At 64.2% G+C, this 26,536-nt stretch carries 20 protein-coding genes; 15 read left to right on the top strand and 5 right to left on the bottom strand.

The window, feature by feature from the left end:
- Positions 1-142: 142 nt before the first annotated feature.
- Together rpoC and rpoB are read right to left on the bottom strand one after the other, a co-directional pair.
- Positions 143-4,447, bottom strand: a complete 4,305-nt coding sequence (gene rpoC, locus EDF56_RS13210; protein WP_132388098.1) for a DNA-directed RNA polymerase subunit beta' — start codon at positions 4,445-4,447, stop codon at positions 143-145.
- A gap of 81 nt (positions 4,448-4,528) precedes the next feature.
- Entirely contained in the window at positions 4,529-8,686 is a 4,158-nt protein-coding gene (gene rpoB, locus EDF56_RS13205; RefSeq protein WP_132388096.1) for a DNA-directed RNA polymerase subunit beta, read from the bottom strand.
- Here rpoB and EDF56_RS13200 point away from each other — a divergent pair.
- From EDF56_RS13200 to EDF56_RS13165, 8 genes are all read left to right on the top strand, one after another.
- Positions 8,685-9,077: a hypothetical protein gene (locus tag EDF56_RS13200; protein WP_132388094.1), complete on the top strand. Its 393-nt coding sequence runs from the start codon at positions 8,685-8,687 to the stop codon at positions 9,075-9,077. The two genes, rpoB and EDF56_RS13200, sit on opposite strands and share 2 nt — an antisense overlap.
- Positions 9,078-9,813: 736 nt before the next feature.
- Positions 9,814-10,008 (top strand): hypothetical protein, encoded by a 195-nt coding sequence (locus EDF56_RS13195; protein ID WP_132388092.1) that lies wholly within the window; start codon positions 9,814-9,816, stop codon positions 10,006-10,008.
- A 25-nt stretch (positions 10,009-10,033) separates the two neighbouring features.
- A complete protein-coding gene (locus tag EDF56_RS13190; RefSeq protein ID WP_243652573.1) occupies positions 10,034-10,582 on the top strand; it encodes a DUF2975 domain-containing protein in 549 nt (182 codons plus the stop codon).
- On the top strand, positions 10,582-10,824 hold the full coding sequence (locus EDF56_RS13185; RefSeq protein WP_132388090.1) for a helix-turn-helix transcriptional regulator: 243 nt from the start codon (positions 10,582-10,584) through the stop codon (positions 10,822-10,824). The genes EDF56_RS13190 and EDF56_RS13185 overlap by 1 nt, the downstream gene beginning before the upstream one ends.
- Before the next feature lie 354 nt (positions 10,825-11,178).
- Positions 11,179-11,691 carry a 50S ribosomal protein L10 gene (gene rplJ, locus EDF56_RS13180; protein WP_132388088.1) on the top strand — a complete coding sequence of 171 codons (513 nt, stop codon included), beginning with the start codon at positions 11,179-11,181 and terminating at the stop codon, positions 11,689-11,691.
- Positions 11,692-11,814: 123 nt separating this feature from the next.
- The gene (gene rplL, locus EDF56_RS13175; protein WP_132388086.1) at positions 11,815-12,189 is read left to right on the top strand and encodes a 50S ribosomal protein L7/L12; all 375 of its coding nucleotides are present in this window, start codon (positions 11,815-11,817) and stop codon (positions 12,187-12,189) included.
- A gap of 144 nt (positions 12,190-12,333) precedes the next feature.
- Positions 12,334-13,281, top strand: coding sequence for a bifunctional helix-turn-helix transcriptional regulator/GNAT family N-acetyltransferase (locus tag EDF56_RS13170; protein WP_132388084.1), 948 nt, complete (start codon positions 12,334-12,336; stop codon positions 13,279-13,281).
- Positions 13,282-13,365: 84 nt separating this feature from the next.
- On the top strand, positions 13,366-13,974 hold the full coding sequence (locus EDF56_RS13165; RefSeq protein WP_132388082.1) for a hypothetical protein: 609 nt from the start codon (positions 13,366-13,368) through the stop codon (positions 13,972-13,974).
- Positions 13,975-14,082: 108 nt separating this feature from the next.
- Here the strand turns inward: EDF56_RS13165 and EDF56_RS13160 are convergent, their stop codons facing one another.
- Positions 14,083-14,535 (bottom strand): cytochrome C, encoded by a 453-nt coding sequence (locus tag EDF56_RS13160; protein WP_132388080.1) that lies wholly within the window; start codon positions 14,533-14,535, stop codon positions 14,083-14,085.
- Between the two features lie 134 nt (positions 14,536-14,669).
- Between EDF56_RS13160 and EDF56_RS13155 the strand changes: the two genes are divergently transcribed.
- The 4 genes from EDF56_RS13155 (at position 14,670) to bla (ending at position 19,514) form a co-directional block, all read left to right on the top strand.
- Positions 14,670-16,049 (top strand): MATE family efflux transporter, encoded by a 1,380-nt coding sequence (locus EDF56_RS13155; protein WP_132388078.1) that lies wholly within the window; start codon positions 14,670-14,672, stop codon positions 16,047-16,049.
- A 165-nt stretch (positions 16,050-16,214) separates the two neighbouring features.
- Complete coding sequence (groES, locus tag EDF56_RS13150) at positions 16,215-16,502, top strand: co-chaperone GroES (protein ID WP_086492655.1); 288 nt, start codon at positions 16,215-16,217, stop codon at positions 16,500-16,502.
- Positions 16,503-16,548: 46 nt separating this feature from the next.
- Positions 16,549-18,192: a chaperonin GroEL gene (gene groL, locus EDF56_RS13145; RefSeq protein WP_132388076.1), complete on the top strand. Its 1,644-nt coding sequence runs from the start codon at positions 16,549-16,551 to the stop codon at positions 18,190-18,192.
- A gap of 284 nt (positions 18,193-18,476) precedes the next feature.
- Positions 18,477-19,514 carry a class A beta-lactamase gene (bla, locus tag EDF56_RS13140; RefSeq protein WP_132388074.1) on the top strand — a complete coding sequence of 346 codons (1,038 nt, stop codon included), beginning with the start codon at positions 18,477-18,479 and terminating at the stop codon, positions 19,512-19,514.
- A gap of 96 nt (positions 19,515-19,610) precedes the next feature.
- On the opposite strand, the gene EDF56_RS13135 is transcribed toward bla, so the two are convergent.
- The gene (locus EDF56_RS13135) at positions 19,611-19,937 is read right to left on the bottom strand and encodes a hypothetical protein (protein WP_132388072.1); all 327 of its coding nucleotides are present in this window, start codon (positions 19,935-19,937) and stop codon (positions 19,611-19,613) included.
- A gap of 244 nt (positions 19,938-20,181) precedes the next feature.
- Here EDF56_RS13135 and polA point away from each other — a divergent pair, with 244 nt between their 5' ends.
- Positions 20,182-23,022, top strand: a complete 2,841-nt coding sequence (polA, locus tag EDF56_RS13130; protein WP_132388070.1) for a DNA polymerase I — start codon at positions 20,182-20,184, stop codon at positions 23,020-23,022.
- Positions 23,023-23,288: 266 nt separating this feature from the next.
- Positions 23,289-24,428 (top strand): mechanosensitive ion channel domain-containing protein, encoded by a 1,140-nt coding sequence (locus tag EDF56_RS13125; RefSeq protein ID WP_132388068.1) that lies wholly within the window; start codon positions 23,289-23,291, stop codon positions 24,426-24,428.
- Between the two features lie 3 nt (positions 24,429-24,431).
- On the opposite strand, the gene EDF56_RS13120 is transcribed toward EDF56_RS13125, so the two are convergent.
- The gene (locus EDF56_RS13120; protein WP_132388066.1) at positions 24,432-25,400 is read right to left on the bottom strand and encodes a sensor domain-containing diguanylate cyclase; all 969 of its coding nucleotides are present in this window, start codon (positions 25,398-25,400) and stop codon (positions 24,432-24,434) included.
- Positions 25,401-25,568: 168 nt separating this feature from the next.
- Between EDF56_RS13120 and EDF56_RS13115 the strand changes: the two genes are divergently transcribed.
- On the top strand, positions 25,569-26,372 hold the full coding sequence (locus tag EDF56_RS13115) for a glutaminyl-peptide cyclotransferase (protein WP_132388065.1): 804 nt from the start codon (positions 25,569-25,571) through the stop codon (positions 26,370-26,372).
- Positions 26,373-26,536: the final 164 nt, after the last annotated feature.

Raw genomic sequence — 26,536 nt, 5'->3', positions numbered from 1 at the left:
GCTAGTATCTCAGGACATTCCCTTAGCGGCGCGAGGGTTACTTTCGCGTAACCATGCCAAATGCCGCGCTAGCGCCAAGCAAAAGGCCCCGCCGGATCGCTCCGGCGGGGCCTTTCATGTGCCTGTCAGCAGGTGGGAAAGCTTATGCTTCCTCGCCGCCTTCGGTCTGCTCGTCCGACTGGATCAGGTAATCACCCGCATCCGCGTCGAGACCGTGGGTCTCCCCCTCGACCACGGCCAGCGGATCGTTGCCGATCGCCGCTTCCGGGCCCTGGGCCAGTTCGGCCGCATGCTCTTCCGCCGCCGAATTGGCAGCGATGAGCGATTCCTGCATGCGACGGTAAGACGCGCGCAGGGCGGCGTCGCGGCTGGTGGCCGCCACGCGCATACGGTTCATGCCCGCACCGGTACCCGCCGGGATCAGGCGGCCCACGATCACGTTCTCCTTGAGACCGATCAGCGTGTCCTTCTTGCCTTCAACCGCCGCCTGCGTGAGCACGCGGGTGGTTTCCTGGAACGAAGCGGCCGAGATGAACGAACGGGTCTGCAGCGAGGCCTTGGTGATGCCGAGAAGGATCGGCTTGCCTTCCGCGGGCATCTTGCCCTCGGGAAGCTTGCTGTTGATCTCGAACATTTCCTCGTAGTCGACTTCTTCGCCCGGCAGCAGCGTGGTGTCGCCGCCGTTCGTGATCTCGACCTTCTGCAGCATCTGACGAACGATCGTTTCGATGTGCTTGTCGTTGATCTTCACGCCCTGGAGTCGATAGACTTCCTGGATTTCCGCGACGAGGTATTCTGCCAGAGCCTCGACGCCGAGGACTTCCAGAATGTCGTGCGGATCGGGCGAGCCCGAAATCAGGTTGTCGCCCTTCTTGACGAAGTCGCCTTCCTGCACGTCGATCACGCGGCTCTTCGGGATCAGGTACTCAACCGGATCACCCTCTTCCGGGATGATCGCGATCTTGCGCTTGGCCTTGTAGTCACGCACGAACTCGATGCGGCCGGAGACCTTGGCGATGATCGAGTTGTCCTTCGGCTTGCGGGCCTCGAACAGTTCGGCAACGCGCGGCAGACCGCCGGTGATGTCGCGGGTCTTGGCGGCTTCGCGCGAAGCACGGGCGATGATGTCGCCGGCTTCGACGGTCTGGCCGTCCTCGACCGAGAGCGTGGTACCCGGCGCCATCATGTAGCGCGCGGTTTCGCCCGAACCCTCGTCGAGAAGGGTGATGCGCGGACGCAGATCTTCCTTCTTCTTCGCGGTGCGCGACGAACGGTCTTCCGTCACGACGCGGCTGGTCATGCCGGTCGCATCGTCGACCTGCTCGGTCAGCGTGCGGGTATCGATCAGGTCCTGATACTTCACGGTACCCGACGATTCGGTGATGATCGGCAGCGAGAACGGATCCCACTCGGCCAGACGTTCGCCTTCCTTGACGCTTGCGCCGCTCGTGTGGAGCAGCACGGTACCGTAAGGCACGCGGTGGATTGCGCGCTCACGACCCTCGCTGTCGAACAGCACGACTTCACCGTTACGGGCGAGCGACAGGCGGCGACCGCGCTTGTCGACGATCGTCGGGATGTCGCGATACTCGACCTTACCGTCGCAGATCGATTCCAGGTGGCTGGTTTCGTTGAGCTGCGCGGCACCGCCGATGTGGAAGGTACGCATGGTGAGCTGCGTGCCCGGTTCACCGATCGACTGCGCGGCGATGACGCCGACAGCTTCACCGATGTTGACCGGGGTACCACGGGCAAGGTCACGACCGTAGCACTTGCCGCACACGCCCTGCTGGGCTTCGCAGACCAGCGGCGAACGGATGCGGGCAGCCTGAAGGCCGGTCAGTTCGATCGCAGCCACGGCAGCTTCGTCGAGAAGCTGACCCTTGGCGGCAACCACATTGCCGTCCTTGTCGACGATGTCCTCGGCCAGGGTACGGCCCAGGATACGCTCGGCGAGCGAGGCGATGGTGGAACCGCCCTGCACGATCGAACGCATTTCCAGCGCACGCTCGGTACCGCAATCCTCGATCACGACGACGCAGTCCTGCGACACGTCGACCAGACGGCGGGTCAGGTAACCCGAGTTTGCCGTCTTGAGCGCGGTGTCGGCCAGACCCTTACGGGCGCCGTGGGTCGAGTTGAAGTATTCAAGAACGGTCAGACCTTCCTTGAAGTTCGAGATGATCGGCGTTTCGATGATCTCGCCCGACGGCTTGGCCATAAGGCCGCGCATACCGCCAAGCTGCTTCATCTGCGCCGGGCTACCACGCGCACCGGAGTGGCTCATCATGTAGATCGAGTTGATCTGGGCCATGCGGCCCGTCTCGGGATCGATCGGCTGCGCCTTCAGCTCTTCCATCATGGCGTTCGCCACCTGGTCGCCGCAACGGCTCCAGGCGTCGATCACCTTGTTGTACTTTTCCTGCTGGGTGATGAGGCCGTCCTGGTACTGCTGCTCGTAGTCGGCAACCAGTTCCTTGGTCTCGTTCACCAGGGCTTCCTTCGAATCCGGGATGATCATGTCATCCTTGCCGAAGGAAATGCCGGCCTTGAACGCGTTGCGGAAGCCGAGCGACATGATCGCGTCAGCAAACAGCACCGTCTCCTTCTGGCCGGTGTGGCGGTAGACCTGATCGATGACGTCGCCGATTTCCTTCTTGGTGAGAAGGCGGTTGACGACATCGAAGGGCACCGTGTGCGACTTCGGCAGGCATTCGCCCAGCAGCATGCGGCCCGGAGTGGTCTCGAAGCGCTTCATGTACTGCTCGCCGTTCTCGTCGGTCTGCGGCACGCGGGCCTCAATCTTCGAGTGCAGCGTGACGGCGCCGGTGAACAGTGCCTGGTGCACTTCGGCCATGTCCGCGAACTTCATGCCCTCGCCCGGCTCGCCGATGCGGTCCATCGACAGGTAGTACAGGCCGAGAACCATGTCCTGCGAAGGCACGATGATCGGCTTGCCGTTTGCCGGCGAGAGGATGTTGTTGGTCGACATCATCAGCACGCGCGCTTCCAGCTGGGCTTCCAGCGAGAGCGGCACGTGGACGGCCATCTGGTCACCGTCGAAGTCGGCGTTGAAGGCCGAACAGACGAGCGGGTGCAGCTGGATCGCCTTGCCTTCGATCAGCACGGGCTCGAACGCCTGAATGCCGAGGCGGTGAAGCGTCGGTGCGCGGTTCAGCATGACCGGGTGCTCGCGAATGACTTCGTCGAGGATGTCCCAGACTTCCTTGCGCTCCTTCTCGACCCACTTCTTGGCCTGCTTCAGGGTCATGGAAAGACCCTTGGCGTCCAGACGGGCGTAGATGAACGGCTTGAACAGCTCGAGCGCCATCTTCTTGGGCAGGCCGCACTGGTGCAGCTTGAGTTCCGGACCGGTCACGATGACCGAACGGCCCGAATAGTCGACGCGCTTACCCAGAAGGTTCTGACGGAAGCGGCCCTGCTTGCCCTTCAGCATGTCGGACAGCGACTTCAGCGGACGCTTGTTGGCGCCGGTGATGACGCGGCCACGGCGGCCGTTGTCGAACAGGGCGTCGACAGCTTCCTGAAGCATGCGCTTTTCGTTGCGGACGATGATATCCGGCGCGCGCAGCTCGATCAGGCGCTTCAGGCGGTTGTTGCGGTTGATGACGCGGCGATAGAGGTCGTTGAGGTCCGACGTCGCGAAGCGGCCGCCGTCCAGCGGCACCAGCGGGCGCAGCTCTGGCGGGATGACCGGAACGACGTCAAGGATCATCCACTCCGGACGGTTGCCCGAATCGATGAACGATTCCACGACCTTGAGGCGCTTGATGATCTTCTTGGGCTTGAGTTCCGACTTGGTCGTCTCAAGTTCCTGGAGAAGGTCCGCACGCTCCTGTTCGAGGTCGAGGTTGATGAGCATGTGCTTCACCGCCTCGGCGCCGATGCCGGCCGAGAACGAATCCTCGCCGTACTCGTCCTGCGCGTCGAGCATCTCGTCTTCGGTGAGGAGCTGGTACTTCTCGAGCGGGGTCAGGCCCGGTTCGATGACGATGTAGCTCTCGAAGTACAGGACGCGCTCAAGCAGCTTGAGCTGCATGTCGAGCAGCAGGCCGATGCGCGAAGGCAGCGACTTCAGGAACCAGATGTGCGCGACCGGTGCGGCCAGCTCGATGTGGCCCATGCGCTCGCGGCGCACCTTGGTTACGGTGACTTCGACGCCGCACTTTTCGCAGACGACGCCCTTGTACTTCATGCGCTTGTACTTGCCGCAAAGGCATTCGTAGTCCTTCACGGGACCGAAGATGCGGGCGCAGAAGAGGCCGTCACGCTCAGGCTTGAACGTACGGTAGTTGATGGTTTCCGGCTTCTTGATCTCGCCGAAGGACCAGGAGCGGATACGCTCGGGGCTCGCGAGACCGATCTGAATCTGATCGAAGGTCTCGGGCTTCGCCATCTGGTTGGTGAACTTGGTCAGGTCGTTCATGGTTCAATCCCTCTTGGGGTGAATTCTTCGTGCGGGCGGAAGGCAGGAAGGGCGGAGCGCGGCGGCTCCGCCCGGATCCCGTTATTCCGCCGCCAGCGCGACGCCGTCGTCGTCCTCGTTGTCGTCGTGGCTCTTCAGCTCGACGTTGAGGCCCAGCGAGCGCATTTCCTTGACGAGAACGTTGAAGCTCTCCGGAATGCCGGCCTCGAAGGTGTCGTCGCCCTTGACGATCGCTTCGTAGACCTTGGTACGGCCGACCACGTCGTCCGACTTCACCGTCAGCATTTCCTGCAGGGTGTAGGCGGCGCCGTAGGCCTGGAGGGCCCAGACCTCCATTTCACCGAAGCGCTGGCCGCCGAACTGCGCCTTACCGCCCAGCGGCTGCTGGGTGACGAGCGAGTAGGGGCCGATCGAACGCGCGTGGATCTTGTCGTCGACAAGGTGGTGCAGCTTGAGCACGTACTTGCAGCCGACGGTCACCTTGCGGTCGAAGCGGTCGCCGGTGCGGCCATCGAACAGGTTGACCTGACCCGACTCGTCGAGACCGGCGAGACGCAGCATGTCGGTGACGTCCTTCTCGACCGCGCCGTCGAACACCGGCGAACCCATCGGCACGCCCTTGCGGACGGACTGGGCGAACTCGACGATCTGTTCGTCGTCGCGGGCGTCGATATCGGCGGTGTAGTTGTCGCCGTAGATCTCCTTGAGCAGCTCGCGAACGGCTTCCGGCGGCTGGCCGGCAACCGGGTTCGGGTTGGCTGCACGCCAGTCGTCCAGAGCCGCGCCGATACGCGCGCCCAGGCCGCGAGCGGCCCAGCCCAGGTGCGTTTCGAAGATCTGGCCGACGTTCATGCGCGAAGGCACGCCGAGCGGGTTCATCACGAAGTCGACCGGGGTACCGTCTTCGAGGAAGGGCATGTCTTCCAGCGGCAGGATGCGGCTGATGATACCCTTGTTACCGTGACGGCCGGCCATCTTGTCGCCCGGCTGAAGCTTGCGCTTCACGGCCACGAAGACCTTGACCATCTTGAGCACGCCGGGCGCGAGTTCGTCACCGCGTTCCAGCTTCTCCTTGCGGTCCTCGAACTTCTCCTGGATCGCCTTGACGGTGAGGTCGTACTGGGTCTTCACCGCTTCGAGCTGCGATTGCATGTGGTCGTCCGCAACCGCGAACTTCCACCAGTCGTGACGCTCGACCTCGTCCAGCACTTCGTCGGTGATCTCGACGCCCTTCTTGAGGCCCTTGGGCGCCGAAGCGGCGACCTGGCCGAGGAGCATGTCCTTCAGACGGTTGTAGGTGGCGCGGTTGAGGATGGCGCGTTCGTCCTCACGGTCCTTGGCGAGGCGTTCGATTTCCTCGTTCTGGATCGCGCGGGTACGGTCATCGACTTCGATACCGTGACGGTTGAACACGCGTACGTCGACGATCGTGCCCGAAACGCCCGGCGGCAGACGCAGCGAGGTGTCGCGGACGTCCGAGGCCTTTTCACCGAAGATGGCGCGGAGGAGCTTTTCTTCCGGCGTCATCGGGCTTTCGCCCTTCGGGGTGATCTTGCCGACCAGGATGTCGCCCGGGTGCACTTCGGCGCCGATGTAGACGATGCCCGCTTCGTCGAGGTTGCGCAGGGCTTCCTCGCCGACGTTCGGGATGTCGCGGGTGATGTCTTCCGGCCCCAACTTGGTGTCGCGGGCCATCACTTCGAACTCGTCGATGTGGATCGACGTGAACACGTCGTCCTTCACGATGCGCTCGGAGATCAGGATGGAGTCTTCGTAGTTGTAACCGTTCCAGGGCATGAACGCGACGAGCACGTTGCGGCCCAGAGCCAGTTCGCCGAACTCGGTCGACGGGCCGTCGGCGATGGTATCGCCGGCCTGCACGACTTCGCCCACCTTCACCAGCGGACGCTGGTTGATGCAGGTCGACTGGTTCGAACGCTCGAACTTCTGCAGACGGTAGATGTCGACGCCCGACTTGCCGGGTTCGATATCGCCCGAGGCGCGGATAACGATACGGGTCGCGTCCACCTGGTCGACGATACCGGCGCGCAGCGCCGAGATCGCGGCGCCCGAGTCACGCGCAACCGTCTCTTCCATGCCGGTGCCGACGAACGGAGCGTCCGCCTTCACGAGCGGCACGGCCTGACGCTGCATGTTCGAGCCCATGAGTGCGCGGTTGGCGTCGTCGTTTTCCAGGAACGGAATGAGCGAGGCGGCCACCGAGACGAGCTGCTTGGGCGAAACGTCCATCAGCGTGATCTGGTCGCGCGGGCTCATCACGAATTCGCCGTTCTGGCGAGCCGAGACGAGTTCCTCGACGAACGAACCATCGGCATTCAGCTCTGCCGACGCCTGCGCGACGGTGTGCTTCTGCTCTTCCATCGCCGAAAGGTAGACGACGTCCTTGGTCACGTGACCGTCGTTCACCTTGCGGTACGGCGTTTCGATGAAGCCGTACTTGTTGACGCGGGCGAAGGTCGACAGCGAGTTGATCAGACCGATGTTCGGGCCTTCCGGCGTTTCAATCGGGCAGATACGGCCATAGTGGGTCGGGTGAACGTCGCGGACTTCGAAGCCGGCGCGCTCACGGGTAAGACCACCCGGCCCAAGTGCCGAAACGCGGCGCTTGTGGGTGACTTCCGACAGCGGGTTGGTCTGGTCCATGAACTGCGAGAGCTGCGAGGAACCGAAGAACTCGCGAACGGCGGCCACGGCGGGCTTGGCGTTGATGAGGTCGTTCGGCATCACGGTCGACACGTCGACCGAGCTCATGCGCTCCTTCACGGCGCGCTCCATGCGGAGCAGGCCGACGCGGTACTGGTTTTCGAGCAGCTCGCCCACCGAACGCACACGGCGGTTGCCGAGGTTGTCGATGTCGTCGATTTCGCCCTTGCCGTCCTTGAGGTTCACCAGTTCCTTGACCACGGCGAGGATGTCCTCGACGCGCAGGGTGGTCACGGTGTCCTCGGCATCGAGGCCAAGACGCATGTTCATCTTGACGCGGCCCACGGCCGACAGGTCGTAGCGGTCGGCGTCGAAGAACAGGCCGTCGAACAGCGCTTCGGCGGTTTCCTTCGTCGGCGGTTCGCCCGGACGCATGACCTTGTAGATCGCTTCCAGACCCATGTCGCGGTTCTCGGCCTTGTCGGCCTTGAGCGTGTTGCGGATCCAGGGACCGGTGTTGATGTCGTCGATGTCGAGCAGGTCGATCTGGTCGATGCCCGCGCGGTCGAGCGCTTCAAGGTTTTCCGGCGAAACTTCGTCGCCCGCCTCGATGTAGATGCGGCCGGTCGACTCGTCGATCAGGTCCTTGGCCGAATAGCGGCCGAAGATTTCCTCGGTCGGGATCAGCAGTTCTTCCAGACCGTCCTTCTGCGCCTTGTTGGCAGCGCGCGGGGAGATCTTGGTGCCGGCCGGGAACACGACTTCGCCCGACTTGGCGTCGACGATGTCGAACGCCGGCTTGGCGCCGCGCCATGCTTCGGACTGGTAAGGCAACTGCCAGCCGCCCGAACCGCGCTTCCAGGTTACGGTCTCGTAGAAGTAATCGAGGATTGCTTCGTTATCGAGGCCCAGGCCGAACAGCAGCGAGGTGACCGGCAGCTTGCGCTTGCGGTCGATACGGACGTTGACGATGTCCTTGGCGTCGAACTCGAAGTCCAGCCACGAACCGCGGTACGGGATCACGCGGGCCGCGAAGAGGTACTTGCCCGAGGAGTGCGTCTTGCCGCGGTCGTGGTCGAACAGGACGCCCGGCGAACGGTGCATCTGCGAGACGATCACGCGCTCGGTGCCGTTGATGAAGAAGGTGCCGTTCTCGGTCATGAGCGGCATGTCGCCCATGTAGACGTCCTGCTCCTTGATATCGAGGACCGAACGGGTCTCGGTCTCGGCGTCCACTTCGAACACGATCAGGCGCAGCGTGACCTTCATCGGGGCCGCATACGTGATGCCGCGCTGGCGGCACTCGGTCACGTCGTACTTCGGCTCTTCCAGCTCGTAGTGGACGAAGTCGAGTTCGCTGGTGCCGGCGAAGTCGCGGATCGGGAAGACCGAACGCAGGGTCTTCTCCAGGCCCGAGATGTAACCGGTCGCGGGGTTCGAGCGCAGGAACTGCTCGTAGCTCTCGCGCTGCACCTCGATGAGGTTGGGCATCTGGACGACTTCGTGGATGTCGCCAAAGATCTTGCGGATGCGCTTCTTTGCAGAGCGGCGCATATCGACGGGCTTGGTGGCCATGATCTGGTCTTTTGCCTCTTCGCTTCGGGACCGATTCGCGATGAGCGGCCCCTTGAAAATTCTCGTCTGCGAGGACGTATCCCTGCCGGTGAAGCAGGGCATCCAAAACGCCAAAAGGCCGCCCGGCACGCGCGGAATTCCTTGGAGGAACGCCAGTTGCGGCCAGCAGCCTTATGCATCGGATGATATCCCGACCGCCTCCTTCTTGGGCTACCCCCGCGCATGGGCAGCCTTGCTCGAAGCGACCGAGCGAGGGGCGGATATAGGCGCGGGGGTGCGGGATGTCAATTTGACGAGCCGCGCATTTCTGCGAGGTCTGATCAGGAACGCCGCGACTCGATTCGCCGCACAATCGCCGCCGTCCATCCTTGAAAAGCGCCTGTCCCGGTAACTTTTTCGCCTCCCAGCGCATTGAAGCTGCATGGGACGCTTGACCATCTCGATCGCAGACCGCGCACTGGGCCCGATGCTCGCCGCCGCCGCGTTTGCCGCCATGCCGGCCGCAGCCGCAACGCCGCAGGATATGGCGACGAAGAGCATGGAAACAAGCGAAGCCCCCCGCGTGCCCACCGCCTCGCGGTCCGGCACCGCTGCCGACGGCACTTTGGCGCGCGGCGACATCCCAGCACCCAGCCTGGCAACTTCGGTACCCGAAACCCCTTCCCGTCTTGGCGCGAAAGGCGGACTGGGGCTGCTCGCCGCGCTGATCATATCGCTCACCGGCGGTCTGACCATGCTCCGCCGGGATCCGAAATCTCGGGGCCGCAAGACCACGCCCCCTCGCCTTTCCCCCGCAAGCACCAGCAATAGCTGGGCATCCCCTTCGGCGCGCATACCCTCAGGCAGACGACCGGGCCCTCACCCTCCACCCCCTCAAGGCAACAGGGGCCCAAATAGCAGATCGATGCCTGGAGCCGGAACGCCGTAACCCCTGCACGGCAGACCGGAACCATATGCGGGGCGACTCATCCGGGTCGCCCCGCTTTTTTTGCGCGCGCCACACGCCTCGAAATGCAGCGACTTTCCGATAGACGATCAGCGTCATATTGTTTTTCGATATTATCGATTGACGATAAGCCCGAATCAATTTATTGAATATCGATATCGAGCATATCGGAGAACGAACAATGACCCAGTCCCAGATGCAAAAGGCCTCCCGCCCCCTCGCCGTGGCGCTGGCTATTGTCTTCACCGGCGCCTTCTGGCTGCCCACCCTCTCCAACCCGGCCGAAGCCGCCGCCCGCGAACCCATGACTGTCGCCAGCCCGGCTGCAACGCCGGCCACCACTATCGTCGTCGCCGTCGCACCGGCGCTGATGTAATCCGGACGCCGGGAAGGACACGAACATGACTTCGCCAATCACCCGGATCGCCCGCGACCCGCTGCTCGCCATCGCCAAGGGACTGCTGTGGTTCCTGATGGCGAGCATGGCCCTGGCCATCGCCGCCTGCCTTGTCGCAATCCCGGCCATGCTGATCTTCCGGGGCCAGATTTCAGCCGAACTCGCCAAAGATATGCCTCTTCTCCTGCCCCAGTTCTTCTGGGTGGTCAGCGGCGTGCTGGTGTTTGCCGCGATCCTGTGCGGCACGCTTTTCCGGATCTTCCAACTGCTGAAGCGCATCGTCGGCACTGTCGGAGATGGCGATCCGTTCGTGCCCGACAATGCCCGGCGGCTGACGCAGATGGCGTGGCTCAGCCTGGTCGTGCAGCTCATCGGCTTGCCGCTTTCGGGCCTTGGCGCCCTGATCAACAAGCTGGGCGAAGGCCACACCCGGATCGATACGCTGGGCGGCATCTCCGGCAATGGCCTGCTGCTGATGCTGATCCTGTTCATCCTCGCCCGCGTCTTCCGAAAGGGCGCCGAGATGCGCGCCGAACTGGAAGGCACCGTGTGATGGACGAAGACGCGGAAGCTCTCGAAGGAGGCCGGATCGTGGTCAAGCTGGACGACATTCTCTACGCCCGCCGCATGACGCTGACGGAACTGGCCGAGCGTATCGGCATCACCCTCGCCAACCTTTCGATCCTCAAGACCGGCAAGGCCAAGGCGATCCGCTTCTCCACGCTGGAAGCGATCTGCCGGGAACTGGACTGCCAGCCGGGCGACTTGCTGGGATACGATGCCCCCGCCGGTTGATGAAGCCCCGTCAATTTCGGCGTCACTTTCACTGACACCACTGTTAGCAATACTTGACTCCGGGGGCGCTTTCATCCAAAGGCGCCCCCGAACCGTATGGGTTTCGGCCCATCGTTCATCCGTCCGAGACAGTTGGTGCCCTCGATTTGCGAGGGCTTAATTTCCAGCCTAGACGGGGAACAGGATTATTTCCGGCCCCTCACTCCTTTGGAGACGTGGTGCCAACTTCGTGTTTCGGCACGAAACTCCTTCCCCATCGAAACGGACTCGCCCGAAGTGCTTTCGCGCTTCGGACAAACGTAGCCGGCCGCAAGGAACGCAAGTTCCACGCGGTCACATGTGAAGGAGTAAGGCATGGATCGTTCGCAGAAAGCCGATTCGGTCGCCCAGCTCAACGCGGTCTTCAATGAGGTCGGCGTGGTGGTCATCACCCGCAACCTCGGCATGACGGTGGCCCAGTCCACCGCCCTGCGCGGCAAGATCCGTGACGCGGGCGCGACCTACAAGGTTGCAAAGAACAGTCTTGCCAAGCTTGCCATCGTGGACACCGACTATGTCGGTATCGACGACTTCCTGACCGGCCCGACGGCCATCGCCACTTCGGTGGACCCCGTCGCTGCCGCCAAGGCTGTCGTCGACTTCGCCAAGACGACCGACAAGATCGAGATCGTCGGCGGCTCGATGGGTTCGCAGGTTCTGAACGCTGCTGGCGTCAAGGCTCTCGCCTCGATGCCCTCGCTCGACGAACTGCGCGCCAAGCTCATCGGCCTCGTTCAGGCTCCGGCGACGAAGATCGCCCAGCTGCAGACCGCTCCGGCGGCCAAGCTGGCTCGCGTTTTCGCTGCCTACGCCGACAAGGCTGCTTGAGCTCAAGCCCCAAGCGATTTCTCGTAAATCGCGAGGGGCCAAGCCTAAGCAATTCTATTCGTTACGATTTATCCCGGCGGACCGCATCCAGCACCCCGGGACCACAGATCAGGAGTTATTATCATGGCCGATATCGCCAAGCTTGTTGAAGAACTGTCGAAGCTGACCGTCCTCGAGGCCGCTGACCTCGCCAAGGCTCTCGAAGAAGCATGGGGCGTTTCCGCCGCTGCCGCTGTTGCCGTGGCTGCTGCCCCGGCTGGCGACGCTGGCGCCGCTGTCGAAGAGAAGACCGAATTCGACGTCATCCTCACCGGCGACGGTGGCAAGAAGATCCAGGTCATCAAGGAAGTCCGCGCCATCACCGGTCTGGGCCTCGCTGAAGCCAAGGCTCTCGTTGAAGGCGCTCCCAAGGCCGTCAAGGAAGGCGTCAACAAGGCTGAAGCCGAAGACATCAAGAAGAAGATCGAAGAAGCTGGCGGCACCGTCGAGGTCAAGTAAGCTTCTTCTCGGTTCTTCCGAGCAGATCTACGGGAAGGGCGGCTCCGCAAGGAGCCGCCCTTTTCCTTTGCCCGCTTCCCGAAGGCCCTTGACCTTCCGCCGCCATATCCATAACACGATATATAACGTGGTATGGAGATTCGTATGAGCGACGTCATCGCCGATCTTGGCGGGGTTTATCTCGGCAGCCGCCTCAAGCGCCTGGCCGAACGGCTCCAAGGCGATGCCGCCCGCATCATCGAGGACGCCGGCATCGGCGCGCAGCCCGGCCACATGCCGCTGCTCACCGCGCTCGACCGTGAGGCGATGACCGTCGGCCAGCTTGCCGAAGCGGTCGGCTACAGCCAGCCCGGCGTGACGCGCGCGATCGGGCAGCTTACCGAACTGGGTCTGGTCGAGGCCAATCCCGGCGCGGACTTGCGCCAGCGCCTGCTGTCGCTGACGCAGCAGGGCGAAGCCACCATGGCCCGCGTGCGCATGCATGTCTGGCCCGGGGTCGGCCGCGCGGTAGACGAAATGTGCGGCGGCCGGACTGCCGATCTGCTGGACCACATCGCCCGCATCGAGACGGCGCTCAGCGAATCCTCGATGGTCGAACGCCATGCCCGACTGGGGCAGCCGATGCTGACGATCCGCGAATACTCCGACGATCTGGCCGGCGCCTTCCACGACATCAATGCCGAGTGGATCGAGACGATGTTCAGCCTTGAGCCGACTGACCGCGAAGTGCTGGAAAACCCGCGCGAACGCATCGTCGATCCCGGCGGCACGATCCTCTTCGTCGAAGCCGAGGGGCTTGGCGTGGTCGGCACTTGCGCGCTTCAGAAAACCGGCGAGACATCTTTCGAACTGACCAAGATGGGCGTGCGCGCAGCGGCGCGCGGGCTGAAAGCGGGCGAATTCCTGCTCCAGGCCACGATCGAGCGCGCGCGCAAAATGGGCGCCGATCCGCTCTACCTGCTGACCAACAAGCGCTGCGAGGCAGCAATCCATCTCTATGAGAAGCTGGGTTTCCGCCACGACGCCGGGATCATGGCGCGCTACGGCGCCCGCTACGCGCGGTGCGATGTCGCCATGCTGCATCCGGCCTGACTGCCGGTAATCTGACGTTCAGCTTCGCGGGGGCAGCTTGTCCTCGCTGACAAATGGGACGAGCGACGAAGGAGGTTTCTTCCCATGCGAATGCCTTCCAAAACCTGTCTTTTCGGCGCTGCCGCACTCACTCTGTTGGGCGCCGGAGTCGCCGAAGCCGCAACCGCGAAGCTGCACACCATGAACGTCAACGCCCCCGACGGTTCGGTGGTGCAGGTCCAGTATTCCGGCGATGTCGCGCCCAAGGTCGAAGTCGTTCCCGCTGACGCGGTGCAGGCGGCCCAGATGCCCGTCATGGTCGATCCCTTCGCCCAGATGGAGCGTATCTCCGCGATGATGGACGCGCGCATGAACGCGATGATGCAGCAGGCGGCATCGATGCAGGCGCACGCCGCGCAGATGCAGCAGCAAGCAGTCGCGAATGGCACGGCCCAGCAAGGCGTGCCCGGCTTCACCATGGTCGGCGACATGCCCAAGGGCGCGTACGTGACCTATTACTCGTCGACCACGGACGCCAAGGGCTGCACCCGCTCGGTCTCCTACAGCTCGGACGGTTCGGGTACGGAGCCGAAGATGACACAGGCCGCATCGGATTCGTGCGAGGCGGTTACGCCATCCAACAAGGCGATCCCCGCCAAGGCCGAAAAGCCGGTGGAACAGCCGAAGCAGGCCCTGCCCGGCCAGACCATCTGACCCCTCTTTTCCCGGTCTTCACCAGCCCCCATCCCCCTATGACGACCGGATGAAAGGGCGGCGCCGCTCAATGAAAGCGGCGCCGCCCTTTTTCATGTCAGACCCTTTTCATTTCAGCGTTTCGAGATAGTCGATGATCTCTTTGCGCCGCGCCGCATCGGGCACCATGACGACCATCTTGGTGCCCGGCACCATTTTCATCGGCCCTTGCAGCCAGGCGTCGAGCGACTGGCGATCCCAGGTAATGCCCGATTCCTTGAGCGCCGGGCTGAACGGAAAGCCCTGAACCTCGCCCGCCTTGCTGCCGACGATACCGTGGAGCGTCGGGCCGACGCCGTTCACACCCGCCGTTACCGAGTGGCACGAGCGGCAGATCCCGAATGCGGCCGGCGCCGTATCCGCAGCAGTGGTTGCCACGGTGGCCGCCGTAGTCGCAGGCGTGGGCGAGGCAACCGACGTATCGGCGCCCTGCTCCGATCCAGAACCCGATTCCGACCCCGAACCGCCGCAGGCGGCCAGCAAGGCAAGCGGCACGGCGACGAACATCGACTTCACATGCATGGATATCTCCCGGTTGGCGCGACCCTCTCTGGCGCTCTGGCGACAGGAAGTGACTGATCTGACGCCAGTCCGCAATATTCTCTTGCCGACAAATCCGCTTTCGCTCCCGCGCCCCAGGGCCTATCGGCCTGACCATGGCGACGCGTGACCTTCCTTCGACCTTTCGTGCCGAACTGGCCGCGACCTTGCGCCTTGCCGGACCGCTGGCGCTCGCCAACCTGTTGCAGATGGCGGTTTTCGCCACCGACGTGATGTTCGTGGCGCGGCTGGGCCAGCAGTCGCTTGCCGCCGCCAGCCTTGCCGTGGCCATCGTCGCGCTGCTGCTGATGGGGCTCAACGGGGTGACCGGCGCGGTCGCCCCGCTGATCGCCGCCGAGATCGGCCGCCGCCGCCACTCCGTGCGCGAAGTCCGCCGGTCGACGCGCATGGCCTTGTGGTTGGCAGTGATCCTGGGGGCCTGCGGCATCGGAGTCTGTCTGTTCGGCGGGGCCTTCATGCACCTGACCGGGCAGGATCCGGACGTGGTCGGCCTTGCCGGGCACTTCATCCGCGTGCTCTCGATCGCAATCGTGCCCATGGCGCTCTCGAACGTCCTGCGCACATTCGTCTCGGCGCTCGGTCGCCCGATCTTTGCCACCGCGATCACGGCATTGTCGATCCTCGTGAACGTACTGGGCAATTACACGCTGGTCTTCGGGCACTTCGGCCTTCCCGCGCTCGGCCTTACCGGCTCCGCGCTGTCCAGCACCATGACCGCCTGCGTGAGCACGCTGGTCTATGCCGTTGCCATTTCGCGCGATCGGCGGCTCCGGCGCTTCCACGTGTTCGGCCGCTGGTGGCGGCCCGAGCCCGAGCGTATGCGCCAGATCCTCGCGCTCGGCTTGCCGATAGCCGGAACCGTGATCGCCGAGGGCGGGCTGTTCAGCGGAGCGGCGTTCCTGATGGGCCGCATCGGCGAGGCGCAGCTTGCCGCGCACACTGTGGCGCTCCAGATCGCCGCCTTCGCGTTTCAGGTGCCCTTCGGCGTCGGCCAGGCAGCGACGATCCGCGTCGGCTATCACTACGGCGCGGGCGACAAGGGCGGCGTCGGCCGGGCCGGAAGCGCCGCGATCGCCATCGCCATGGCCTTCATGATCGTCTCGGCCTCCACCATGCTGCTGATGCCGCGCCTGATCCTCTCCGCCTATGTCGATGTGACCGCGCCCGAGAATGCCGTGCTGGTCCACTTCGCGCTCGAATTCCTGTTCGTGGCCGCGATATTCCAGCTTACCGACGGGTTGCAGGCTGTCGTGGCCGGCGCGCTGCGCGGCATTCAGGATACCCGCGTGCCGATGATGATCGCCCTGTTCGGCTATTGGGCGGCAGGCTTCGCAACGTCGGTGGCGCTCGGGCTGTTCACCCCGCTGGAAGGCGTGGGCGTGTGGATCGGCCTTGCCGTGGGACTCACCGCGGCGGCGCTGCTGTTGCTGGTGCGCTGGCACGGGCGCGAGAAGTTCCATCTCTCGCCGCTGTAACGCGCTCGTCTCATCCCGAGTCTAAACCGGCTTGAAAAATTTTGGCGGGTCATCGCTTGACGGCGCCCCGGCCCCGAACCATATCCCCGGCATTGGCACTCCCTGCAAGAGAGTGCCAATTCAGTTTTTATGCCTATTCTGGTTCGTAGGATAAGGGAGAATCCCATGACTTTCCGCCCGCTGCACGACCGTGTTCTCGTGCGCCGCGTCGAAGCCGAGGAAAAGACGGCTGGCGGCATCATCATCCCCGACAGCGCCAAGGAAAAGCCGGCTGAAGGCGAAATCGTCGCCGTCGGCACCGGCGCCCGCGCCGAAAACGGCACCATCACTCCGCTTGACGTCAAGGTTGGCGACCGCGTGCTGTTCGGCAAGTGGTCGGGCACCGAAGTCAAGGTTGGCGGTGAAGACCTGCTGATCATGAAGGAATCGGACATCCTCGGCGTTATCGGCTGAGCATCCTGATTTCCGAATTTTCCAGATTTTCTAAAAGGAATTCAAAATGGCAGCCAAGGACGTAAAGTTCGGCCGCGACGCGCGTGAACGCATTCTGTCGGGCGTCGACACCCTCGCCAACGCCGTCAAGGTGACCCTGGGCCCCAAGGGCCGCAACGTCGTGATCGAGAAGAGCTTCGGCGCCCCCCGCATCACCAAGGACGGTGTTTCGGTCGCCAAGGAAATCGAACTCAAGGACAAGTTCGAGAACATGGGCGCCCAGATGCTGCGCGAAGTGGCCTCGAAGGCCAACGACGCAGCCGGTGACGGCACCACCACCGCCACCGTTCTTGCCCAGGCGATCGTTCGCGAAGGCATGAAGTCGGTTGCCGCCGGCATGAACCCGATGGACCTGAAGCGCGGTATCGATCTCGCCGTCACCAAGGTTGTCGAGAACATCAAGGGGCGTTCGAAGGCCGTTGCCGGTTCCTCGGAAATCGCCCAGGTCGGCATCATCTCGGCCAACGGTGACACCGAAGTCGGCGAGAAGATCGCCGAAGCCATGGAAAAGGTCGGCAAGGAAGGCGTCATCACCGTCGAAGAGGCCAAGGGTCTCGAATTCGAACTCGATGTCGTCGAAGGCATGCAGTTCGATCGCGGCTACCTGTCGCCCTACTTCGTCACCAACCCCGAGAAGATGACGGTCGAGCTCGAAAACCCGTACATCCTCATCCACGAGAAGAAGCTGTCGTCGCTCCAGGCGCTGCTTCCGATCCTGGAAGCCGTGGTGCAGTCGGGCCGTCCGCTCCTCATCATCGCCGAGGACATCGAGGGTGAAGCCCTTGCCACGCTCGTCGTCAACAAGCTGCGTGGCGGCCTGAAGATCGCTGCCGTCAAGGCTCCGGGCTTCGGCGATCGCCGCAAGGCCATGCTGGGCGACATCTCCACGCTGACCGCTGGCGAGATGATCTCGGAAGACCTCGGCATCAAGCTTGAGAGCGTCACGCTCGGCATGCTCGGCCAGGCCAAGAAGGTCACCATCGACAAGGACAACACGGTCATCGTCGACGGCGCCGGTGCGGCTGACGACATCAAGGGCCGCGTCGAGCAGATCCGTGCCCAGATCGAAGTCACCACCAGCGACTACGACCGCGAGAAGCTCCAGGAGCGTCTGGCCAAGCTTGCTGGCGGCGTGGCCGTCATCAAGGTCGGCGGTGCGACCGAAGTCGAAGTGAAGGAGCGCAAGGACCGCGTCGACGACGCTCTCCACGCGACCCGCGCTGCCGTTGAAGAAGGCATCGTCCCCGGTGGCGGTACCGCGCTGCTCTACGCAACGCGCGCCCTCGAAGGCCTGACCGGCGTCAACGAAGACCAGACCCGTGGTGTGGACATCGTCCGCAAGGCGATCACCGCACCGCTGAAGCAGATCGCTGAAAACGCGGGCCACGACGGCGCCGTTGTCGCCGGCAAGCTGCTTGACGGTTCGGACGAATCGCTGGGCTTCAACGCCGCGACCGACGTGTACGAAAACCTCGTTGCCGCCGGCGTCATCGACCCGACCAAGGTCGTGCGCACCGCGCTTCAGGATGCGGCTTCGGTCGCCGGCCTGCTGATCACCACCGAAGCGGCGATCAGCGAAAAGGCTGACGACAAGCCCGCCATGCCGGCAATGCCCGACATGGGCGGCATGGGCGGCATGGGCGGCTTCTAAGCCAACCACGTCACCAACGCGAATTGGGGCCGGAGAGAGCAATCTCTCCGGCCCTTTTTCGTTTTTTGCTGGATGCGCCCGTCACATCCGTGACGAGCTTGCGGCACCGAAAAATACCCCGTGAGCATTTTCAAACCGAGTCCGAATCCGTCGCGAAAACGACAGGATCGATCCGGTTCCCGCAATTGCCCGTATGCTGCATGCAATTCGTCGCGCGGCGCTGGCGTTTTATCGAATTCGGATTAACTCTAGGGGACGTGAGAAAAGGTAAGGGTGGGTTCTGCATGAACGGGGCAGACAAGCTCCTTGCGCGGTGTTTTGCGGGCACGCAGCGCTTCGTCAGGGTCGCAAGCATCATCGCCGCAGGCGCAGTGTCGTTCGCACCTGCCCATGCGGGCAACGTCAACGATGTGCAGGAATCGTTCGACTCGGTGTTCGGCACCGAAGTCCGGGCGCCGCGATCGTTCTCCAGTGATTTCGAAAGACGGCTCGCATCCGTTGCCGAAGGCTCGCAGGGCCGTATCGGCGTCGCCGCCGTGGACCTTTCGACCGGCCGGTCGGTGGACGTGCTGGGCAGTCAGCGCTTTCCGATGGCCAGCACCGCCAAGGTCGCCATCGCCGCGACGTTCCTGGAAGGCGTCGACAAGGGCAAATGGAGCCTTTCCAGCGAATATCCGCTGATGATCCCGGTCGCTTCGGCGCCGTTCTCCAGCTCGGTCGCCCCGGTTCGTCCCGGCGCCTACATGTCGGCGCGCCAGCTTCTCGAACTGATGATCACCCGGTCCAACAACTACGCGACCGATGCGCTGCTCAAGGTCGTCGGCGGCCCGTCTGCCGTCAATGCCTGGGTCCGCCGCGCCGGGATCGACGACTGGCACCTCGATCATGACATCGCCACGATGGTCCGCGACGATGGCGCGATCAATCCCGCCAAAGTGGTCGACAAGCGTGACAGCGCCACCCCGCTCGCCATGGTCCAGCTGCTGACCGGCATCTACCAGGGCAAGTGGCTGACCCCCGAAAGCCGCGACGTGCTGATGGGCGCGATGGGCCGCTGCCTCACCGGCCGCAACCGCATCCGCGCCGGATTGCCCAGCGGCGTGAACGTCTCGCACAAGACCGGTTCGCTCAGCAACACGTCCAGCGACGTGGGCATTATCGAGACTGCTGACGGGCGCGCCTATGCCGTGGCCATCTACGTCACCGGTCAAGGCAACCGCCCCGCGCGCGAGGCCCGGATCGCCAGCATCACGCGCACGATCTACGAAGGCTACCTCGCCGACGCCGGAAGCTACAGCCGCACGGCCTCCGCCCAGCGCTGATCCGCAGGCTCCAAAAACGAAAAGCCCCGCCGGAGACGATCCGGCGGGGCTTTTCGTTTGGGAAGGCCCGAACCGAAGCCCGGGCCCTGTTCAGCCTCAGTGCTGCGGAGCGGAAGAGTCGTGCGGCTCGTTCTCGGCATTGGTGACGTCGCTGGCGGCAGCGGCGGCATCGGCGGCGGTATCGTCCACGGTCTTTTCGGCGGACTTTGCCGCTTCGCTGGCCGCATCCTTGGTATCGTCGGCAGCCCGCGCGGCCTTGTCGCCGGCAACGCCCACTGCATCGCCCATGTCGTCGGCGGCCTGCGACACGTCTTCGGCGGCCGAAGTCACGGTGTCCGAAGCGTTCTCCTGCGTCTTCTGCGAGCAGGCGGCGAGCGAAAGTGCAGCGGCGGCGGCAGTCACGGCGATCAGGGTCTTGCGCATGTTTTCAGTCTTCCCTCTTTGCTGAAGTCGAATCCGGGTGCCACTCGCGGGGGTCGCGTGGCCGGCCGCTCCCATCAGGTCGCGCAGAATTAGGCCCCCACAAGCCGCGATTCAAGCATTCGCAGCGAAACCGAGAGATCGGCGGAAGGTTCCCGGGGGAAATCACGTCCCCACGAAATGCAGGCCCCCGAGGAAATGCACTGGCCTGCTGACGGCCCGCCCCGGCGCTGCTACGGGTTGCGCCATGGATTCCAAGCAGCATCTCTATCTCGTCGACGGCTCGGCCTACATATTCCGCGCCTATCACCGCCTGCCACCCCTGACGAACCCGGAAGGGACGCCGGTGGGCGCGGTCTACGGCTATACGACGATGCTGTGGAAGCTGGCGGACGACCTCAACAAGGCCGACGGACCGACTCACCTTGCGGTGATCCTCGATGCCGGCAGCCACTCGTTCCGCAACGATATCTACGATGATTACAAGGCCAACCGCCCGCCGCCGCCCGAGGATCTGGTCCCGCAGTTCCCGCTGATCCGCGACGCCACGCGGGCCTTCTCGCTGCCCTGCATCGAGGAACCGGGCTTCGAAGCGGACGATCTCATCGCCTCCTACGCCCGCGCCGCCACGGCGCAAGGCTGGGACGTGACGATCGTGTCTTCGGACAAGGACCTGATGCAGCTCGTCGGCAAATGCGGCATCGGCGGCGGCTGCGTCGATATGCTGGACACGATGAAGAACCAGCGGATCGATATCCCGGAAGTGGTCGAAAAGTTCGGCGTCCCGCCCGAAAAGGTGGGTGACGTGCTGGCGCTGATGGGCGACTCGGTCGATAACGTGCCGGGCGTCTACGGCGTCGGCCCCAAGACCGCGAGCAAGCTGATCCAGGACTATGGCGACCTCGAATCCGCGCTCGCTGCCGCGCCTTCGATGAAGAAGTCGAAGTTGCAGGAGCGCCTGATCGAGCAGGCCGAGATGGCGCGCCTGTCCAAGGTGCTCGTCACGCTCAAGGAAGACTGCACGCTGCCGATGGCGCTGGAGGACTTCAAGCTCGACGCCATTCCGCCCGCGCCGCTGGCCGAATTCCTCGGCAAGCATGGCTTCACCAGCCTGCTCAAACGGCTCGACCTTGGCAACGGCAGCCCCGAGCGGGCCACCCAGTTGCATCCCGCCAAGCCCGCGACCGCAGGCAGCGGCCCCTCCGAAGGCGCCGCGCGCCAGTCGCTGCCGGAATGGCCGGCGGTGGACTACGCCGCCTACGAATGCGTGCAGACGGTCGAGGCGCTGGAGCGCTGGGTTTCCCGCGCCCATGCCGCGCACGTGGTTGCCGTCGATACCGAAACCTCGATGCTCGATTCGATGCAGGCGGACCTTGCCGGGATCAGCCTTGCGCTCGGGCCGAACGATGCCTGTTACATCCCGCTCGGCCACGGCGGCACCGACATGTTCGCGGAAAAGCCGGAGCAGGTGCCGTTGGCCACGGCGCTGGCGCTGCTCAAGCCCATGCTGGAAAGCGACGCCGTCCTCAAGGTCGGCCAGAACATCAAGTACGACCTCAACGTCCTCGCCCGCCACGGGATCGAGGTTGCACCAGTGGACGACACGATGATCGAGAGCTTCTGCCTCGACGCGGGCCGTTCGATCGAGGGTATCGGCGGCGGCCACGGCATGGACGAGCTGGCCGAGCGCCATCTTTCGCACAAGACCATGCTGTTCAAGGACGTCTGCGGCACCGGCAAGAAGGCGATCCCCTTCGGCGAAGTCCCGCTGGATCGCGCCACGCCTTACGCGGCCGAGGATGCCGACGTCACCTGGCGGCTCCACGCCCTGCTCGCCCCGCGCCTGTCGGAGGAAGGCGGCACGCGCATCTATCAGCGCGTCGACCGTCCGCTGATCCCCGTCGTCGCCCAGATGGAGCGCCACGGCATCAAGGTGGACCGCGAGAAGCTGGCCGGTCTCTCCAGCCAGTTCGCCGAGGCTATCGGCACGCTGGAGGCCGATATCTATGCCAAGGTCGGCCAGGAATTCACCATCGGCAGCCCCAAGCAGCTGGGCGATATCCTGTTCGACAAGCTCGGCTACAAGGGCGGGCGCAAGGGCAAGTCCGGCCAGTACTCGACCGACCAGTCGATCCTCGAAGGCCTCGCCGCGCAAGGTGCCGAAGTCGCGACCAAAGTGCTCGAATGGCGCCAGCTTTCCAAGCTGCGCTCGACTTATACCGAGGCGCTGCAAGCCGCGATCAACCCGAAGACTGGCCGCGTGCATACCAGCTACAGCCTTGTCGGCGCGCAGACCGGGCGCCTTTCGTCGACCGATCCCAATCTCCAGAACATTCCGGTGCGCACCGAACTCGGCCGCCAGATCCGTGACTGCTTCGTGGCCGAGCCGGGCCATGTCCTGCTCTCCGCCGACTATTCGCAGATCGAGCTGCGCCTTGCCGCGCACATGGCCGACGTGCCGAGCCTCAAGGAAGCCTTCGCCAATGGCGAGGACATCCACGCGCGCACTGCGATGGAAATGTTCGGCACGGTGGACCGCGACACGCGCGGGCGCGCCAAGACCATCAACTTCGCGATCCTCTACGGCATCTCGCGCTGGGGGCTTGCGGGCCGTCTCGGCACCGAGGCGGACGAGGCGCAGGCGATGATCGACCGCTATTTCGAGCGCTTCCCGGGCATCCAGCGCTACATCCACGAGACGCTCGAATCCGTGCGCGGCAAGGGCTATTCGGAAACGCTGTTCGGCCGCAAGACGTGGTTCCCGCGCATCGGTTCGAAGCATCAGGCCGAACGTCAGGGCTCCGAGCGCGCGGCGATCAACGCCCCGATCCAGGGCACCAGCGCCGACATCATCAAGCGTGCCATGGCCCGCATGAACTCGGCGCTCGCCGAAGCGGGCCTCGGCCATGTCCGCATGCTGCTGCAAGTGCACGACGAACTGGTGTTCGAACTGCCCGAGGCGGATGTCGAAGCGGCCTCGGCCGTGATCCGGCACGTGATGGCGAGCGCGGCGGAACCGGCCGTAAAGCTCGATGTCCCGCTTGGCGTGGAAGTGGGCTCCGGCCTGAGCTGGGGCGCGGCGCACTAAGCCCAAGACAAGGGGCCAGCCAGCCGTCCGGAAGCTGGCCCCGACTTACCTTCCCGCCCAAAAAACACTCGCGCCAAAAACACTTCGTCGCCACCGCGAAGGCGGGGGCCCCGCTTCCTTCTCGCCACGTCTCAAGAACAAGCGGGGTCCCCGCCTTCGCGGGGACGACGGAGGTGTTAGGGTGAAACGCTCCGCCAGCCGGGCCAAAACCCCGACGAGACGAAGGATTAGAGGAAACTGTTGCATTGCAGCACGGTTTCCCTCTCATGACAGAGCTGATCGATCGCTACGTCGGTGCCCTGCCTGACTGGGCGGCACAAATCCTCATCGCCGTGATTGCCGGTGCCATCGGCGCGGCCATCGCACTGGCCGCGCACTTCGTGCTGTTCCGCATCCTCGGACGGATCGTCCGGGCCAGTATCAGCCAGTCCGACGACATCCTCGTCGCCCGCCTTGCCCGGCCGACGCGCTGGGCTTTCGTGGTCATGGGCGTGGTGCTGGCGGCGCGGCAGACCCCGGCCCTCAGCGCGTTCTGGGAGCGGGTCGCGGGCTTCGTCATGCCGCTGCTGGTGGGCTGGATCGCCATCGCCATCCTCCACTCGCTGGTCGAGGCGATGACGCTGCGCGCGGATATCACGGTGGAGGACAACCGCAGCGCCCGGCGGCGGCGGACGCGGCTCGCGATCCTCAGCCGCATCGCGACATTCGCCATCGTCTTCCTGACAGTGTCGCTGATGCTGTTCTCGATTCCGGGCGTGATGAAGATAGGCGCCACGCTGATGGCCTCGGCAGGGCTGGCCGCACTGGCAGTCGGCGCCGCCGCGCAGCCAGCGCTAAAGGCACTGATCGGCGGCTTCCAGATGGCGCTGACCGAGCCGATCTCGATTGACGATGTCGTCGTTCTCGACGGCGAATGGGGCCGCATCGAGGAGATCCGAACGACCTATGTGGTGGTCAATCTCTGGGACCAGCGCCGCCTCGTGGTGCCGACCACGCGTTTTCTGGAGGACACTTTCCAGAACTGGACCAAGACCACCTCGCAGCTTCTCGGCACCGTCATGATCTACCTCGATCCGGGAATCGACGTGGCGCCGCTGCGCGAGGAATATAGCCGCGCCGTCACCGCCCACCGCCTCTTTGACGGGCGCGCGCAAGTGCTGCAAGTGACCGACCACAAGGCCGAGGCCATGGAAGTGCGCCTGCTGATGAGTGCGCGTGACGGATCGACGCTGTTCGACCTGCGCTGCGCGATGCGCGAGCATATGCTCGACTGGATCCGCCGCGAGATGCCCGAGGCGCTGGTCCGCCGCCGCACCTTGCAGGTGGCGCCGGTGGAACTTGCCCCCGGCCCCGCGCTGGCCGAAGCGGTGGCCGAGTTCGGCGACCGTCGGGCCAGCTCCAGTTGAAGCCTAGAGCCGCGTCGCCATGACGCGGTTACGGCCATCCTGCTTGGCCAGGTAAAGCATGTCGTCCACCGCGCGGATGAAGTCGCGCGGGTGATCGGTGTCGGTGGGGACAATCGTGCCCGCACCGATGCTGACGGTGACGCAGTCGCTGCACTCCGATCCCGCGTGGGGCACCTTGAGCCCGGCAATGGCGCTGCGGCAGCGTTCGGCAAGGGCCTTGGCCTCTTCCCAATCGGTTTCCGGCAGGAGCAGCACGAACTCTTCGCCGCCGAAACGGGCCACCACGTCGCGCGGGCGGCCACCGGCCTGCTTGAGCGCTTCGGCCACTTCCACCAGACATTCGTCTCCGGCGACGTGGCCATAGTTGTCGTTGAACTGCTTGAAGTGGTCGAGATCGAGCAAGACCAGCGAAAGCGGCTGGCCGGCTCGGCAGGCCGCCTTCCACTCGGTGTCGAGGTGCAGATCGAACATGCGCCGGTTGGACACGCCGGTAAGGGCATCCTCGAAGGACAGCGTCTCCAGCCGCTTGTGCATGTCGACCAGTTCCTGCTCGGTCTTCTTGCGTTCGGAAATGTCGAACATGAAGCCGATCAGGCTGTCCACCTCGCCGTTTTCCTTGCGCACGACATGAACGACATCGCGGATCCAGACATAGCCGTTGTCCTTGGTCAGCGCGCGATAGTCGGCCTCGTGATCGACGCCCGCCATCGATTGCGAGACGCAGAATTCCACCACCGTCTCGCGGTCCTCGGGATGCATGCGCGCCACCCAGTCGTCGATGGTTTTCCAACTATCGCGCTGCCAGCCGAGCAGCGGTTCGATCTGCGGGCCGATATAGGCGAACGTCATGGTCGCCCAGTCGATCCGCCACGGAATCGCCAGTGTCGATTCGAGCAGGGTCTTGTAGACGGCGGGATCGCTGGCGAAGGCATCAGCCTCGGCACTTGCCTCATTGGCGGCGGACAGGGTCATGACGGAAATCCTCACGCCGTGGTTAACAGTATATGCCCGAATTGCCCTGAGATTATGCCTCCCTCCGTTGCCAGATGGTTAATCGAAAGCGCAGCCGGTCGCACTTTGTGACGTCAAACCACGCTCGGGGGCTTGCGGGGCGCAAACGAGTACGGCAGTCGCTGGCGCATGGTCCGTTCCGCAGCCGTCGCCCACGCCCGCAAGGTTCCCGGTTTTCTCGTCGTCCTGGCCGTGCTGACCGGGCCGGCGGCGACCACGCCCGCCCATGCGGAACCGGTGCCGACTTGCAGCTACCGCGTGGACGCCACCTTCCCGCACGATCCGGGCGCCTTTACCGAGGGGCTCTTCTATTCCAACGGGCTGCTCTACGAGAGCACCGGGCGCGAGGGCGCCTCGCGGATCGTCGTGCGCACGCTGGAGGATGCCACCCCGATCACGCAGGCGGCGATCGATCCCTCGCTGTTCGGCGAGGGCATCATCGATTGGAAGGACCAGATCATCAGCCTGACCTGGCGCGGCGGGCAGGGTTTCCGGTGGGACCGCAAGACGCTGAAGCCGGTCGGTTCCTTCAGCTACGAAGGTGAAGGCTGGGGCATGACGCGCAATGGCAATATCATCTACCAGAGCGACGGATCGTCCAGCCTGCGCCTGCGCGATCCCGCCACCATGCGCCAGACCGGCACTCTGGCCGTCACCGCCGATGGCCAGCCGGTCGACAACCTCAACGAACTCGAATGGATCGACGGCGAGATCTGGGCGAACGTCTGGATGACCGACCGCATCGCCCGCATCGATCCGGCAACCGGCCATATCAAGGCCTGGGTGGACTTTTCCGGCCTGCGCCGGGGCGACGGCGCGTTCGGCATGGATTCGGTCCTCAACGGTATCGCCTGGGACGCGAAGAAGAAGCGCATTTTCGTGACGGGCAAGAACTGGAACGGGATCTACCAGATCACGCAAGTCTGTCCCTGAGCCGGTGGCCAGCGTGACGCTGATCTAAATAATCACCGTCGCCCCCGCGTAGGCGGGGGCCCCGCTTTTCTTGAGTTCACGCGGAGACGCGGAGACGCAGAGAGACCGTGCAGCAATCCGCCGTTCTCTCTGCGTCTCCGCGTCTCCGCGTGCTGAAAAAAAAG

This window comes from Novosphingobium sp. PhB165, assembly GCF_004341845.1.
Lineage (GTDB): Bacteria > Pseudomonadota > Alphaproteobacteria > Sphingomonadales > Sphingomonadaceae > Novosphingobium.
This window is presented reverse-complemented; position numbering and strand designations above follow the sequence as displayed.

Coding starts and splice junctions, on each gene's coding strand:
- rpoC (WP_132388098.1), bottom strand. CDS start 4,447: ATGAACGACCTGACCAAGTTCACCAACCAGATGGCGAAGCCCGAGACC.
- EDF56_RS13200 (WP_132388094.1), top strand. CDS start 8,685: ATGATCTGGTCTTTTGCCTCTTCGCTTCGGGACCGATTCGCGATGAGC.
- rpoB (WP_132388096.1), bottom strand. CDS start 8,686: ATGGCCACCAAGCCCGTCGATATGCGCCGCTCTGCAAAGAAGCGCATC.
- EDF56_RS13195 (WP_132388092.1), top strand. CDS start 9,814: ATGACCCAGTCCCAGATGCAAAAGGCCTCCCGCCCCCTCGCCGTGGCG.
- EDF56_RS13190 (WP_243652573.1), top strand. CDS start 10,034: ATGACTTCGCCAATCACCCGGATCGCCCGCGACCCGCTGCTCGCCATC.
- EDF56_RS13185 (WP_132388090.1), top strand. CDS start 10,582: ATGGACGAAGACGCGGAAGCTCTCGAAGGAGGCCGGATCGTGGTCAAG.
- rplJ (WP_132388088.1), top strand. CDS start 11,179: ATGGATCGTTCGCAGAAAGCCGATTCGGTCGCCCAGCTCAACGCGGTC.
- rplL (WP_132388086.1), top strand. CDS start 11,815: ATGGCCGATATCGCCAAGCTTGTTGAAGAACTGTCGAAGCTGACCGTC.
- EDF56_RS13170 (WP_132388084.1), top strand. CDS start 12,334: ATGAGCGACGTCATCGCCGATCTTGGCGGGGTTTATCTCGGCAGCCGC.
- EDF56_RS13165 (WP_132388082.1), top strand. CDS start 13,366: ATGCGAATGCCTTCCAAAACCTGTCTTTTCGGCGCTGCCGCACTCACT.
- EDF56_RS13160 (WP_132388080.1), bottom strand. CDS start 14,535: ATGCATGTGAAGTCGATGTTCGTCGCCGTGCCGCTTGCCTTGCTGGCC.
- EDF56_RS13155 (WP_132388078.1), top strand. CDS start 14,670: ATGGCGACGCGTGACCTTCCTTCGACCTTTCGTGCCGAACTGGCCGCG.
- groES (WP_086492655.1), top strand. CDS start 16,215: ATGACTTTCCGCCCGCTGCACGACCGTGTTCTCGTGCGCCGCGTCGAA.
- groL (WP_132388076.1), top strand. CDS start 16,549: ATGGCAGCCAAGGACGTAAAGTTCGGCCGCGACGCGCGTGAACGCATT.
- bla (WP_132388074.1), top strand. CDS start 18,477: ATGAACGGGGCAGACAAGCTCCTTGCGCGGTGTTTTGCGGGCACGCAG.
- EDF56_RS13135 (WP_132388072.1), bottom strand. CDS start 19,937: ATGCGCAAGACCCTGATCGCCGTGACTGCCGCCGCCGCTGCACTTTCG.
- polA (WP_132388070.1), top strand. CDS start 20,182: ATGGATTCCAAGCAGCATCTCTATCTCGTCGACGGCTCGGCCTACATA.
- EDF56_RS13125 (WP_132388068.1), top strand. CDS start 23,289: ATGACAGAGCTGATCGATCGCTACGTCGGTGCCCTGCCTGACTGGGCG.
- EDF56_RS13120 (WP_132388066.1), bottom strand. CDS start 25,400: ATGACCCTGTCCGCCGCCAATGAGGCAAGTGCCGAGGCTGATGCCTTC.
- EDF56_RS13115 (WP_132388065.1), top strand. CDS start 25,569: ATGGTCCGTTCCGCAGCCGTCGCCCACGCCCGCAAGGTTCCCGGTTTT.